Annotated in this window: 14 protein-coding genes and 1 pseudogene; 9 read left to right on the forward strand and 6 right to left on the reverse strand. The window is 40.1% G+C overall.

The genetic code is table 11. The features are described from left to right. Positions 1–203, forward strand: a 203-nt coding sequence (locus tag OSCIL6407_RS35720; protein ID WP_162140458.1) for a hypothetical protein, incomplete at its 5' end; no start/stop codon positions are given. A 35-nt stretch (positions 204–238) separates the two neighbouring features. On the opposite strand, the gene OSCIL6407_RS0128640 is transcribed toward OSCIL6407_RS35720, so the two are convergent. The 6 genes and pseudogenes from OSCIL6407_RS0128640 to OSCIL6407_RS31455 form a co-directional block, all read right to left on the reverse strand. Continuing rightward, positions 239–730 (reverse strand): helix-turn-helix domain-containing protein, encoded by a 492-nt coding sequence (locus OSCIL6407_RS0128640; RefSeq protein ID WP_019487996.1) that lies wholly within the window; start codon positions 728–730, stop codon positions 239–241. Positions 731–825: 95 nt separating this feature from the next. Next, positions 826–1,734, reverse strand: coding sequence for a DUF4437 domain-containing protein (locus OSCIL6407_RS0128645; protein ID WP_019487997.1), 909 nt, complete (start codon positions 1,732–1,734; stop codon positions 826–828). Positions 1,735–1,909: 175 nt separating this feature from the next. Continuing rightward, positions 1,910–3,062: pseudogene (locus OSCIL6407_RS33635) on the reverse strand (transposase). A 265-nt stretch (positions 3,063–3,327) separates the two neighbouring features. Continuing rightward, positions 3,328–4,050: a DUF4437 domain-containing protein gene (locus tag OSCIL6407_RS31450; RefSeq protein WP_234709968.1), complete on the reverse strand. Its 723-nt coding sequence runs from the start codon at positions 4,048–4,050 to the stop codon at positions 3,328–3,330. Between the two features lie 238 nt (positions 4,051–4,288). Next, the gene (gene gntT / locus OSCIL6407_RS0128665; RefSeq protein WP_007352927.1) at positions 4,289–5,689 is read right to left on the reverse strand and encodes a guanitoxin biosynthesis MATE family efflux transporter GntT; all 1,401 of its coding nucleotides are present in this window, start codon (positions 5,687–5,689) and stop codon (positions 4,289–4,291) included. Positions 5,690–6,563: 874 nt separating this feature from the next. Next, complete coding sequence (locus OSCIL6407_RS31455; RefSeq protein WP_019488000.1) at positions 6,564–6,806, reverse strand: helix-turn-helix domain-containing protein; 243 nt, start codon at positions 6,804–6,806, stop codon at positions 6,564–6,566. Positions 6,807–6,854: 48 nt separating this feature from the next. On the opposite strand from OSCIL6407_RS31455, the gene OSCIL6407_RS0128675 reads away from it, so the two are divergent. The 8 genes from OSCIL6407_RS0128675 to OSCIL6407_RS0128705 all read left to right on the forward strand — a co-directional run bounded on the left by OSCIL6407_RS0128675 (position 6,855) and on the right by OSCIL6407_RS0128705 (position 13,536). After that, a complete protein-coding gene (locus OSCIL6407_RS0128675; RefSeq protein WP_007358356.1) occupies positions 6,855–7,148 on the forward strand; it encodes a phosphopantetheine-binding protein in 294 nt (97 codons plus the stop codon). A 44-nt stretch (positions 7,149–7,192) separates the two neighbouring features. Further along, a complete protein-coding gene (locus OSCIL6407_RS38455) occupies positions 7,193–7,456 on the forward strand; it encodes a hypothetical protein (protein WP_407635904.1) in 264 nt (87 codons plus the stop codon). A 244-nt stretch (positions 7,457–7,700) separates the two neighbouring features. Further along, a complete protein-coding gene (locus tag OSCIL6407_RS31460; protein ID WP_007358359.1) occupies positions 7,701–8,420 on the forward strand; it encodes a lipocalin-like domain-containing protein in 720 nt (239 codons plus the stop codon). Between the two features lie 137 nt (positions 8,421–8,557). After that, entirely contained in the window at positions 8,558–9,565 is a 1,008-nt protein-coding gene (locus OSCIL6407_RS0128690; protein WP_234708836.1) for a thioesterase II family protein, read from the forward strand. Between the two features lie 123 nt (positions 9,566–9,688). Further along, the gene (locus OSCIL6407_RS33120; protein WP_083811341.1) at positions 9,689–9,850 is read left to right on the forward strand and encodes an ISAzo13-like element transposase-related protein; all 162 of its coding nucleotides are present in this window, start codon (positions 9,689–9,691) and stop codon (positions 9,848–9,850) included. 625 nt (positions 9,851–10,475) lie between these two features. Further along, a complete protein-coding gene (locus OSCIL6407_RS0128695) occupies positions 10,476–11,621 on the forward strand; it encodes an acyl-CoA dehydrogenase family protein (RefSeq protein ID WP_007358363.1) in 1,146 nt (381 codons plus the stop codon). Between the two features lie 12 nt (positions 11,622–11,633). Continuing rightward, complete coding sequence (locus OSCIL6407_RS0128700) at positions 11,634–13,250, forward strand: amino acid adenylation domain-containing protein (protein ID WP_007358364.1); 1,617 nt, start codon at positions 11,634–11,636, stop codon at positions 13,248–13,250. Between the two features lie 22 nt (positions 13,251–13,272). After that, positions 13,273–13,536, forward strand: coding sequence for an acyl carrier protein (locus tag OSCIL6407_RS0128705; RefSeq protein ID WP_007358365.1), 264 nt, complete (start codon positions 13,273–13,275; stop codon positions 13,534–13,536). Positions 13,537–13,603 lie beyond the last annotated feature (67 nt).

The raw sequence follows: 13,603 nt of genomic DNA on the forward strand, positions 1-13,603 counted from the left end.
CGATCGCTACTCTTGAAATGACTTGGATGGACTTCGTTCGCAAGCAGGGCAACCTCAGCCGGGATAATATGAGTTTGATGCGATCGCCATACGCCATTGGTTCGGATCACCAAAAGTTGCCAAGACCCTTAATGTGGTTTCAAAAATCCTCTGTTTGCAGTTTTGACCTCTGCTTTTTGCAGTTCGCTACACTTAGGGGTTAGAGACTCCAACCACCAAGCGACTTCTAGTAATTTTTTTAGTTTTTTTTAAACTCTATACCCGCCGCTTTGTCTTTTTTGATGCTCGAACGTCTTGGTACTTTTAATTTAGCTTTCATTCGATAGTGTAATTGCTTGTGTAATGTTTGATACTTGACTGATATTTGATATTTCTCTTCTACCCACTTACCAATTTCTTTATAGCTTTTAAATTCACATGATTCCTCACTTAATTTCTCTGATAATCCAGCTATTACAGCTTTAGATATTACTCGGGGTCTACCAGTTGATTTTCCGATTTTTAGCAGTGCGGGTAGACCGCCAAAACTATATTGTTTTAACCATCTATTTACAGTTATCCTATGTACCCCTAAACGTTCTGCTACATCTGTAAGGCTGGGACTTAATCCCGCTTTTAACCAATAAAGTGCCTGAATTTTTTGTCGGTTAGTTATAGTTCGCTGCTGCGACAAAATTATTTTTAACTCCCCAACGCTTAAATCAATTCTTTCTTGGTAATTTACTTTCATGCACCACTCCTCAAAATCTCATTGTTATTATAGCATACTTTTAGGGAAATGGTATGACAAAAGAGGGATAAGGAGAAAGTTGTCACTTAAAATCCCTAATCATTAATATGTGCATAGGGCGACGCTATGGCAATTTGGGATAAATCTCTATCAATTCTGGCAAAGCCAAAAAGTCCATCAACCGTTCTCTCTCTAGGGGTAATATTATAGGTAGGACAATAGCAGAAGTGATCCTTTGCAAGTCGGTAACTTCCTAGATCGCAATATCCACCTAAAATATATGCCTCTTCATTGTAGGAACAAATCATTCCATAGTGAGCCATATAGTGTGGTAAGGTAGCAAAGATGAATGTTTCACCGCCATTATTATGTTTCCTTAAAAGCTTTTTTTTGTTCGTTACTCGCTCTGTATCGCTCCAAGGCAACAATTTGCTATCCAAGGCTGGAATAAATTCATTTATTCTCGCACCTGGATGATTGGTTTCTCCCTCTTGGTACTTGAGGGAAATTGGCCCGTTTTCCATCCAAAGGATTTCCGCTTCCTCTTCACCTAAAACTTGCCAAGATTCTACTTTTACCCCAGCAGGAATAAAGGAGTAACCATGTCGATCTAGTTGCCATTCACCCATTTTAATCTTACCAGCCAGAATAAAAATTTCCAAATCAGCGGTGAAGATCCCAGATGGTGCTGCAAAATTGGGCGGTAGGATTACTCTCGATGTAGATGCACCACAATCATGCCAAGTCAGCAATCTTCGTCTTCCTGGTAGGACTCGTTCGGGCATTCCACTGATTTGCCATCCTGGTTCTTCTGGCACCGTATTTGTATTGAAAAATTGATACTGACGAGGCACATACTCATTCGATATTGCCGTAGACCTTCCTGATAGGTGCAAGCGTCCGCTCCCATCTCCTCCCCAATCCTCTTGTCCAGGCGCTACACTTAAAAAATTATCCGTTTGGTCTGTTTGGGCCAAATTAAAACTTCTATTCGCGTCACCCATAATTCCCTCTTTTCCTGTTTATATGATTCTCCTTACGGAGTTAATTTTATAGCCTAAAGTGTAACGCCAACGCAATGACGTTGTTTATTTTTGTCCAACTAGCTTCACCAATTAAAATTTATCTGGATGTAACTAATTTTCCTAGAGCGCTAGTCCAGTAAAAGGTATTGACAAATTAAACAGTATGTGCAGGCAGACAATTAGCAATTTTTCGAGGATGAGATTCAAACATACGAGCCAGAACATGAAGATTGTGAACAACCGCTATCCGTCGGAGGTCAAACAGGTTTTTACGTAAACCGATGTAGCGAGCTCGATCTCCCTGCCATTGACCAATATGGGCTAAACTATGTTCGACACTCACACGCTTTCTTAATTGCTGCCGACCAGATGAAGTAGTTTGACGTTCGCGTAATTCCTGCAATAAAGGTTCATCTGGGTGAATAGAAATACTGCGACCTTTAGGACTAACTGTACATTGAGAAACTAGAGGACAAGCCTGACATTGTTGTGGGGGAAATTGGACTTTTTTTCCTTCCACAAAAGGGATGCTGAGGTTATTAGGACAGCGAATTAAATGATTTGACCAGTCTATATGAAAAGCAGTTTTATCAAATTTATTCCCATTGCGAACTGGCCAAGCTTTACAGAAGATTGTCAAGTTAGCTTTGCGTTCTTTTACCCAATGGCTATTCAAGTAAGCACGGTCGATATGTAACTCTTCTAAAACCACTTGTTGAGATGCCAAGTCGAGGGCAATTGCCTCAGTAACGCTGGCTTCTGCTTGATTAGCGGGAGTAATTCCTACGGCTCTAATCATGCCTAAATTTAAGTCTTTCAGAATGTGGCGCTTATAACCATTAAATTTTTGGGAACGGCTTTAAGGAACGCGCATTATATCCTTGCAGTTGTTCGGCTTGCTCAATTGTCTGTTCTATTAAACGTTGATCGCCACCACCAGCAATTAAAGCAGCTCGGAATCTAACTAGAGTTCCTTTACCAAATGGTGCTTGTTCGCAATCCAGACAATCAAGGACTAACTGCCATCTTCTATCCATCACCATTGCTTCAATGACTTCATCATCTGACACTCCTGTATAAGCTTGCAAAATAATTGCTAGAGCTATTTGCGCTGGTGCTACCGGACATTTTCCCATAGTGCTATCTTTAAACAACAAATTGGTCAATTCTTGTTGAAATTGTTCATCAAATAATTCATGACGTATTTCTCTGAGAAATAAGAATAGTTTGGCTTTACGAATGCGTTTAGCCACTATTTGTTCTTGACCAGACAGTTTGATGGGAGGATTCCAGGTTGGTGGACGCATTGCTTGGCTCCGAGTATGTTGATCGGGATGGTTTTTCTAGCCCATCATAAAGAGTGATTTTTGTCAATCTCTTTTACTGGACTGGCGCTCTAGCAGTTAGAGAAAACTATAGAATATCTACAGAATTAAATCGTGATTGAGGCAATTGCGATCGCATCTGACTTCTACATTACAAAATAAAAGTTCATTAGCCTCCTAGAGAATAATTCGGGAGCTTGCTCATCCTAGGTTAATCATAGAATTACGTTTCCTGTAAACGCATCATTTACTTGACAAATATTCTTTTATGTGATGAGTAAATCGTTTGGGAGCTATCTCTATCAATTCTGGCAAAGCCAAAAAATCCATCAATCGTTCTCTCTCTAGGGATAATATTATAGCTAGGACAATAGCAGAAGTGATCCTTTGCAAGTAGGTAATTTCCTAGATCGCAATATCCACCTAAAATATATGCCTCTTCATTGTAGGAATAAATCATTCCATCGTGAGTGATATGGTGTGGTAAGGTGGCAAACATCAATGTTTCACCGCCATTATTATGTTGCCTTAAAAACTTTTTCTTGATTGTTACTTTCTCTGTGTTATGCCAAGACAACAATTTGCTATCCAAGGCTGGAATAAATTCATTTATTCTCGCAACTGGATGATTGGTTTCTCCCTCTTGGTACTTGAGGGAAATTGGCCCGTTTTCCATCCAAAGGATTTCCGCTTCCTCTTCACCTAAAACTTGCCAAGATTCTACTTTTACCCCAGCAGGAATAAAGGAGTAACCATGTCGATCTAGTTGCCATTCACCCATTTTAATCTTACCAGCCAGAATAAAAATTTCCAAATCAGCGGTGAAGATCCCAGATGGTGCTGCAAATTTGGGCGGTAGGATTACTCTCGATGTAGATGCACCACAATCATGCCAAGTCAGCAATCTTCGTCTTCCTGGTAGGACTCGTTCGGGCATTCCACTGATTCGCCATCCTGGTTCTTCTGGCACCGTATTTGTATTGAAAAATTGATACTGACGAGGCACATACTCTTTCGATATTGCCGTAGACCTTCCTGATAGGTGCAAGCGTCCGCTCCCATCTCCTCCCCAATCCTCTTGTCCAGGCGCTACACTTAAAAATTATCCGTTTGGTCTGTTTGGGCCAAATTAAAACTTCTATTCGCGTCACCCATAATTCCCTCTTTTCCTGTTTATATGCTTCTCCTTACGGAGTTAATTTTATTGATTATAAATTTTTGGATAGGTCTACTTCCAAATCACGATTCTCTTCTAAAGTCGGGAGTGTTCCAACACCATCATTAACATCACTGCCAAATGTCCTGAATAAATTGATTATATACATCACCATTCTGATTGCATAAAACAAAGATAGACTAAACCATAAGAGATGGTTACTTGGAAACCTAATGAACGCAAAACTTGTAGGTACAAACCCGACCACAAAAGCGACTAAGCTAACATTGCGGAGAATATCTCCTTGTGCTAAACCCAAGAAGTATCCTTCGAGCGTAAAACCTATTGCACACAATAATAAGGACAGTTGTAACCAAGGAAGAAAAACTTTTATATTTGAGGTGACTTCAGTGTGGTTAGTGAACAAACTAAAAACAAAATCGGGAAATAGCACGCACACTCCACCAAAAAACAGTCCTACCATGAGAGCAGTTGACAGAGAAACAAAAGCTATGGGTGCTAATTGTTGTGAATCTCCTTTTCCTTTAAAGTTTCCCACCAAAGTTTCTGTGCCAAATCCCAGCCCCTCTACAAAATATATATTAAGGCTAAATATCTGCCACAATAAGGCATTTTGAGAATAAATTACTGTTCCCATTTGTACTCCTTGATAGCTGAATGTTAAGGAGACAATCAGAATAATTAAATTGCTGAGGAGAATGTTTGTATTCAGGGTCAAATTAGACTTCATAGCTGAGATATCCCATATTTTTCCAAATAGGGTTCGTATTTCCAGCCACTGGAATTCCTTGAAAAAAAATATCAATCCCACCAATAACGCTAAATATTGGCTTGTGGCATAAGAAACTCCTGCCCCTACACTTTCCCATCCCAGGTAGATAATAAGTAGATAGTCAAGTGCGATTTTGCCACCATTTCCAAGGATTGACAAAAACACAACTAAGCCATTTTTTTCTCGCCCTAGAAACCAACCTATCAGGACAAAATTGAGTAAAATTGCAGGCGCTCCCCAAATTTGGGTATAGAGATAGGCAAGCCCTGAAGATTTGATCTCTGGGGGAACATTGAGTAGGGCAAACCCAAGTTCTCCTAAAGGGTATTGTAAGAGGATGAGGACGACACCTAAAACTAGAGCAATTACACCATTACGCAGTCCTACCAATAACATCCCTTCTCGGTCATTTCGTCCTACTGCTTGCGCTGTAACTCCAGTAGTTCCCATTCGTAAAAAGAATAAAACTAAATAGACAAAGTTTAGCAAGTTTCCAGCCAGGTTAACTCCAGCGAAGTGGCGGATTTCTTCAAGATGGCCCAGGAACATGACACTGGCTATATTGGCCAGTGGAACCATAATACTCGATAGGACGTTGGCTAGAGCTAATCGGAAGTAGCGGGGTATAAAATTATACTGAGCTGGAAGTATGAGGTTCATAGATTGATTATTAAGTTATGGGGTCTGGCCCTTAAGAGAATGTTTGAAAAGTTAGAGGTTGAGTAAAAAATGGTTAAGTTACAATAAGGCTGTTGGCTGGTGTCTTGTAAGAAACTACCATGAAAACATTCGCCGTGTCTACATCTAAAGTCAAAATATTCAGAAATTATCTTAGGTAGCCTGAAAGGGTGGCAAGCAAGTTGAAATACCTACTAAGGAATGAAAAATAAATAAGAAGAAGGCGAAAAACTGCAACGCTGCATGAAAAGCGTTGAGGCAATTTCAGCCGAGATTAAACCGGCCATTCGAGAATAATTCTTCGAAACTCACTCGATCGCCCAATTACAACGGTTAACTTCTATGGAAGCAGATCGCTTGGGAAGGTGGAGTTTTCCAGTGATTCATCGAGCTCGCAGCGATCGCTACGAGCGGATTTCCTGGGAAGAGATATATTGGAAAAACAGAAACTTTTGAAAGTTTTGAACGCACGGTTAGCCGTAACCTCCGCAACTTCTTAAAATAGAAGTTGCCCGAATATATGATATCTTCTAATTTTGTCATGTTTAAATAATTGCTGCTAACTCCTAATGGAAAACTCGATCGCAAAGCGCTACCTTCACCAAAACAAATCACAAATGAACTGTCAAATAGCAATATTGAATCTGTAAACTAGCTTGTAGATAACTCAGATGTTTTGGAACTGGAACGAGAGTTTGAATTAATGCCTTTTGTTCCTCCTCGAACTCCGGTCGAAGAAGCGTTAGTAAAAATTTGGTCGGGAATTTGAGGTTTAGAACGAGTTGGAATTCATGACAACTTTTGGGAATGCGGAGGAGATTCGTTATACAACTTCTCCAAAGTTATGCAACAATAGCTAAATTGTTTTTAAGCCAATTCTTGTTTCATCTTGACACCAATATTGTTTTAACCATCTATTTACAGTTATCCTATGTACCCCTAAACGTTCTGCTACATCTGTAAGGCTGGGACTTAATCCCGCTTTTAACCAATAAAGTGCCTGAATTTTTTGTCGGTTAGTTATAGTTCGCTGCTGCGACAAAATTATTTTTAACTCCCCAACGCTTAAATCAATTCTTTCTTGGTAATTTACTTTCATGCACCACTCCTCAAAATCTTATTGTTATTATAGCATACTTTTAGGGAAATGGTATTACTAGCTGCTCGATTTATCTCTCGCATCCAAAATACGCTTGAAATAGAATTGTCTCTGCGTTCTTTTTTTGAAGCACCCACAATAGCCGAATTAGCCCAGCAAATAGAAACAGAACTTCAAACAAACTCAAGGTTACAACTTTTTCCAATCGAAGTGATTTCTCGCAACCAAAATTTGCCTCTCTCTTTTGGCGAACAACAGTTGTGGTTTTTGGCACAAGTGGAACCGGATAATCCTTTTTATAACGAACACTTTACGATTTATTTACCTAGTTCGATCGATTAGCATTAGAGCAAAGTTTCAACAAAATTATCGAACGCCACGAAATTCTGCGAACCAACTTTTCTGTCTTCGATGGGCAACCAATTCGGATCGTTCAGCCAAGTTGCTATTTACCTCTGCCATTAATTAATCTTCAAGAAATAGCGTCAGAAAGCGATCGCCAAACTGAAGCTTTGCGGTTAGTCACAGAAAAGGCGCGGCAACCTTTTAACCTCACCTCTGATTTGTTGTTACGAGCTACTTTTCTCCAGCTTAGTGACACGGATTATAGACTCTACGTGAATCCAAAAAAGGAGCGATCGCCAAAGTGAGGAGCCTTTTTAAGACATATCAACTCAACTCCTTGCCAAGTAGGTCTTTCAACTTGCTTGTCACCCTTTGAGGCTACCCTAAGATAATTCTTGGATGTCCTGACTTTAGATGTAGACACGGCGAACGTTTTTATGGTATTATCTTGCAACACACCAGCCACAGCATTATGCCTCTATCTGATTTCCCCAGAGGCTCATTGCTGCATAATGCCTGGGAAAATTACCAAATTATTGAGGATGAATTATGGATCCTATTTCTACTGAGTCGATTGATGCCAGTATTGAACAGCGCAAGAAAGCGGGAACAAAAAAAAATCGTATCCAGCGCTCTATTAAATGGTTTTCTGGAGGTTTAACAGCCGCTTTAATTGCATCATATGGTGTGGCTGCAATTAAGGCTGAAGCATCGAAATCTTCTGCACTTCAACAAAGTGCTACTAACTTAAAGCAGGACGGAAATTCACCTAAGCAAGGCTCCATCCCCTCCGGGCCGGAACATTCTTCCTATAAGGTTTCCCGGGGTGAGTTGACAGCCCAACAAAAACAATTTGTGGGAACTTGGCGACTCGTATCCTGGGAAAACAAGGATGCACAGGGAAATGTTACTTATCCATTTGGAAAAGATTCTCTTGGTTACCTTATGTACTCTGCCGATGGACATATGTGTGCAACCTTTTCAAAAAATAAACGTCCTAATTTCCCATCAGGAGACATTTTGGGAGGAACGTTAGAAGAACAGGCAAAAGCAGTACAAACATATATTACCTATTGCGGTAAATATGAACTCCAAGATGGTAAAGTGACTCATCGTGTTGAAGTCAGCCTGTTCCCAAATTATGTGGGTACAAATCAAGTACGCATCTATAGTTTTAAGGAGGGCAAGCTAGTATTGACTCATGCTCCGGAGATGATGGATGGCAAGCTACAAACTCCTTTTATAACTTGGGAGCGCTTTCCAGAGTAACAGTTCACAGGATTTCCAAACGTTACCGGAAAAAACAGCTACACATTGATGGTAGATTAAGAGGCATGGCTAAACTGCCTCATTTTCGGAATTAAAATTTGCCACTCTTGTTTCCAGGGATACTAACAACCACTCGTTTGCAATCTATCACTCTGGCGAACAAGCGTGGCATTTACAGATTTAATCCAGTTTTATTAAGACAAATACTACTTTCTGATATCAATCCTCTAGCCAACGCCGATATTAATATCTTAACTCTTGCACTCGGGTATCTTGCTCGCTGGCATAAACACTTTTTTTACAGCGCAAGCCTAATTTTTATACCGTACAAGGCATTGTTAAGATATTATATTAGAGACAAGCTTATTTTCCTTAAGGTAATATTTATTATGAAAACAGAAATACCTAATCTTTGGATTAAATGCCCCCAGTCCAATCCACAAGCCAATTTACGCCTATTTTGCCTACCCTATGCAGGAGGTGGGACATCAATTTTTCGTCTTTGGCCTCGAGAATTGCCGTCAAATGTAGAGCTTTGTGCGATTGAGCTACCTGGAAGAGAAAATCGCCTCCGAGAACAGCCAATTTCAAATCTTGAAATTCTGACAGATAAATTAGTGGAGGTTTTTCTGCAACATTTGGATAAGCCATTTGCGATCTTTGGTCATAGTATGGGAGCGCTAATTGCTTATGACCTAGCTAGAAAACTCCAGCAAAGAAACGTCAATCCAGTTTATTTATTTGTATCAGGTCGCCCTGCTCCTAACCTACCTGAAATATATTCACCCATTCATTTGTTACCTAATGCAGAATTTATTGAAAAATTAACCAAAGTTTACTCTGCTATACCAGATGTAGTCTTAAAAGATGAAGAACTCATGGAATTGTTCTTACCTGTTTTGCGAGCAGATCTGACTTTAGTAGAAACATATATCCATTGCCAAGTGGAACCTCTTGATTGTCCGATTTTTGCTTTGGGTGGTCTTGAAGATAAGGAAGCCAGTCATCATTATCTTGCTCCTTGGGGTGAGTACACTCGTTCCTCATTTTCAGTACAGATGTTCCCAGGTGGACACTTCTACCTGAATGAAAATAGACAACTCTTGTTGCAGTTTCTATCTGAAACGCTAAAAGACTATTTATAACTCCCATATCGCCTCATTACTACCTATACCTACTATTTCCTCCCAATTTAATAAATGTTAAAAAAGGTTAATAAACTCTCGCGGTTTTTTAATTAATTTTTGTAATTTAGGAATGAAAAATAAATAACTCAAACAAAAACTGGACTATCTGTAGCTGTAAACATCCTTAATAAAGTTTATAAAACTGGTCGAAAGGTGGCTGATAATTTCAAAAATACTATGCAGATTGTTTTTGACGAATACTTGCCCAAATGGAATTATCGAGCCGTACCCCAACCTAAGTAATTCATTAAGTTATTTATTTTTCATTCCTTAGACTTTATTTGTCCTTTTCAATCCTTCTAATTAGTGCGCTAGTCGCATAGCAAGCCATGTCAAATAGACGTACAAGAGTCAAAATTGAGTAATTTATGGTTTTTATGGTTTTTGCAAGACTGCGATGAGAACAGTTGGAAGGCAGGACTTGCGCTCACCCTCACAAAAACCGCCAAGAGTCGAAAGTTTGATGGGCAGTTTGGACTTTGATAGAATTGTGCGCTCGCCAGTTGGTGTACAGGTTCGCCTTGGGTACTCAAAGTGGAGCATCGCATGACGCAATCTAGTTGGTGCAGTTCGGCTCCTCGGCTAATAGCAATAGCTCGATGCGATCGCGCCAAGCCATCCTGTTTGCGATGAAGCAGCCGACTGATACAGGCAAAAAAATTGCTTGCTACTAATTTAACAAAAACTTAATTGATTTAATAGTCAAGTTACGGCATCTAAATTAAATTTACAAAAGTTTAAGAATTAGCTCTAGACAAACATCTATCTAAAGAAATACAATTAGGTTTATCTAAAGAGGTAGTACCAACGAAAAATAAAATTAATATGCGGACACAACCGATAAATCAGTTAAATTGCAGAGGGTGTGATGGATTTTGCCTGGAACAGTCAACAAATTCAATTCAGAAAAAAGGTTATTCAATTTGCCCAACAGTCATTGATATCCGATCTGATTAAAAACGATAAAGAGGAAATATTTAATCGTGATGCGTGGCAAAAGTGCAGCGAGTTTGGTGTTCACGGATGGCCGATCCCCGCACGTTATGGCGGACAGGAACTGGATATCCTCACTACAGCCTATGCTTTGCAAGGATTAGGATATGGCTGCAAGGATAACGGATTGATATTTGCTATGAATGCCCATATCTGGGCTTGCGAAATGCCTCTGCTGACCTTCGGGACGGAAGAACAAAAGGAAAAATATCTCCCCTTGCTTTGTCGAGGAGGATGGATTGCTTCCCACGCAGCCACCGAGCCACAAGCGGGGTCTGATATCTATAGTCTCAAGACAACGGCTCAAAAAGATGGAGATAAATACATTCTCAACGGATACAAACACTATGTAACCAATGGAACCATTGCAGACCTTTTCATCATTTTTGCTACCATAGACCCATCTCTTGGGAAAGAGGGTTTGACGACTTTTATGATCGAAAAAGATACACCTGGTCTCATTCTCTCAAAGCCTATATCTAAAATGGGAATGCGTACAGCAGAAGTGCCAGAACTCAGGTTAGAAAATTGTGAGGTATCTGCCGCAAATCGCTTAGGTGAAGAAGGGACAGGGCTAGCCATATTCAATCATAGTATGGAGTGGGAACGGGGATTTATTCTAGCCGCTGCTGTGGGAACAATGGAACGACTGTTGGAGCAGTCTATTCGTTACGCTAGAAGCCATAAGCAATTTGGTCAAGCGATTGGAAAATTTCAATTAGTTGCCAACAAGTTAGTGGAAATGAAGCTGCGGTTGGAGAACGCCAAGGCATACTTATATAAAGTTGCTTGGATGAAAGAAAATAAGCAGATGGCTCTTCTGGAAGCCTCTATGGCCAACTTGTACATTAGCGAAGCTTGGGTTCAATCGTGTCTAGAAGCAATCGAGATTCACGGTGCCTATGGTTATTTAACAAATACAGAGTTAGAACGAGAGCTGCGAGATGCTATTGCTAGTAAATTTTACTCTGGCACCTCGGAAATTCAACGAGTCGTTATTGCTAAATTCTTGGGATTGTAAAGCAGGGTCATCATGTCATATCTACTGCAACATCTGTTAATAAGCAGCGCTCGCAGCCATAGCGATCGCGTTGCCGTACAGCAACAAGAACACACGATCGCGTATCGTCAGTTGGACGAGAAAAGTAACCAACTAGCACATACCTTGCTCTATGCAGGTATAAAACGGGGAGACCGAGTTGGTATTTACCTCGATAAGTCAATTGAAGCTGTTATTGCTATCTTTGGCATCTTAAAGGCCGGTGCAACTTATGTACCTCTAGACCCTTACGCTCCAATTAAGCGGCTTGCCTTTATCATTAAAAACTGTCAGATCGAGACATTAATTTCGACCAATCAAAAAATAGATGCTTTAGCAACCAATTCCTTAGAAGATTTGCAGAGTCTCAACAGTGTGATTCTGGCAGATGAGGAAAATCGAGCAACGCAGTGGTATGGGAAAACTATCCAATGGTCAGAGGTTTTACAAGCTCCTTGCAGTCCACCGCCAGACCAAAATCTTATTGAAAACGATTTGGCTTATATTCTTTATACATCTGGCTCGACAGGAGTCCCGAAAGGGGTTATGATTAACCATCGAGCGTCTCTTACCTTTGTGAATTGGGCCTACGACACATTTCAGGTCACAGCAGAAGACCGCGTTTCCAATCATGCACCGTTACATTTCGATCTTTCCATCTTTGATATCTTTACAACTATCAAAGCTGGGGGCACAATTATTTTACTCTCACCTGCTTTATCAGTCTTTCCAATTAATCTAGCCAAATTCATAGCCGAAGAAAAAATTTCTATCTGGTATTCAGTACCCTCTATTCTCACAAGTTTGGTCTTATATGGTCAATTAGAACAACATACTTTCCCCGCTCTAAGAACCATTTTGTTTGCGGGTGAAAATTTTCCCATTAAATATTTGCGTCAGTTGATGGTGCATATCCCCCATGCCTGCTATTATAACCTCTATGGTCCGACTGAGACGAATGTCTGTACCTATTACCAAGTTCCACCACTTGATATTGAACTAACTGAATCACTTCCAATTGGTCAAGCCTGCGCTAACACTGAAGTTTTTGTCTTAAGTACAAGTAATGAATTGGTAGTTAGAGGTGAGGTGGGTGAGCTTTGCGTGCGCGGACCTGGATTGATGACAGGTTATTGGGATTTACCTGAAAAAAGTGCCCAAGTTCGAGTTCCCTTTAGTTTGCATCGTAGTTTAGGATCTGACATGATTTACCGCACGGGGGATCTGGTCAAACAAGCCCCGGATGGCAATTATATCTTTTTAGGTCGTCGCGATCGCATGATTAAGAGTCGTGGCTATCGCATTGAATTAGGTGAGATAGAGAACATTTTGTACAGCCATCCGGGAGTCGAAGAAGCCGCAGTAATTCCAATTCCCGACAATGAAATTGGCAACCGGATCAAGGCTATCGTTGTAGCACGTAGTGGTGACAAACTTGCAGGAGCGATTCCTTCGGAACCGCCTGATGTCTCAATACAGGCTTTAAAGTTGTTTTGTGCAGAACGGCTTCCAAAATATATGGTTCCCCATTTGTTTGAGTTCCGAAGTAACTTGCCCCAAACTTCAACCGGAAAGATAGACAAAGTTCAGTTGTCTCAAGAAGCACACTAATAAAATAACAGGAAACAATACAATGACAGAAGAAAAAGTCGAACAAATGCTCAAAGAGTTTATTATTCAAGAGTTGGCCTATGACCAAACAAACTTGGTTCTAACCAACAATTTAAAGATCATTGAGCAACGAATCATAGACTCAATGGATATCTTTCGGTTGGTGCGCTTTGTCGAAGAAGAATTTGGAATATTTTGGGAACCTGAAGAACTTGTATTGAAGAACTTTGAAACAATTGACAATATCAAAGCTTATATACTTGGTAAATTGGTGTCACAGGTATGAACTAAGAAGGTATTATTCCCCGATACAAAAGTAAACATAGGATTTAATCGCTCATTTCTTTCTAATT

The sequence above is a fragment of the Kamptonema formosum PCC 6407 genome (assembly GCF_000332155.1).
GTDB lineage: Bacteria > Cyanobacteriota > Cyanobacteriia > Cyanobacteriales > Microcoleaceae > Kamptonema > Kamptonema formosum.

What these genes read in the sequence shown, in the direction of transcription:
- OSCIL6407_RS0128640 (WP_019487996.1), bottom strand. Translation starts at nt 730, where the DNA reads ATGAAAGTAAATTACCAAGAAAGAATTGATTTAAGCGTTGGGGAGTTA.
- OSCIL6407_RS0128645 (WP_019487997.1), bottom strand. Translation starts at nt 1,734, where the DNA reads ATGGGTGACGCGAATAGAAGTTTTAATTTGGCCCAAACAGACCAAACG.
- gntT (WP_007352927.1), bottom strand. Translation starts at nt 5,689, where the DNA reads ATGAACCTCATACTTCCAGCTCAGTATAATTTTATACCCCGCTACTTC.
- OSCIL6407_RS31455 (WP_019488000.1), bottom strand. Translation starts at nt 6,806, where the DNA reads ATGAAAGTAAATTACCAAGAAAGAATTGATTTAAGCGTTGGGGAGTTA.
- OSCIL6407_RS0128675 (WP_007358356.1), top strand. Translation starts at nt 6,855, where the DNA reads ATGGTATTACTAGCTGCTCGATTTATCTCTCGCATCCAAAATACGCTT.
- OSCIL6407_RS31460 (WP_007358359.1), top strand. Translation starts at nt 7,701, where the DNA reads ATGGATCCTATTTCTACTGAGTCGATTGATGCCAGTATTGAACAGCGC.
- OSCIL6407_RS0128695 (WP_007358363.1), top strand. Translation starts at nt 10,476, where the DNA reads ATGGATTTTGCCTGGAACAGTCAACAAATTCAATTCAGAAAAAAGGTT.
- OSCIL6407_RS0128700 (WP_007358364.1), top strand. Translation starts at nt 11,634, where the DNA reads ATGTCATATCTACTGCAACATCTGTTAATAAGCAGCGCTCGCAGCCAT.
- OSCIL6407_RS0128705 (WP_007358365.1), top strand. Translation starts at nt 13,273, where the DNA reads ATGACAGAAGAAAAAGTCGAACAAATGCTCAAAGAGTTTATTATTCAA.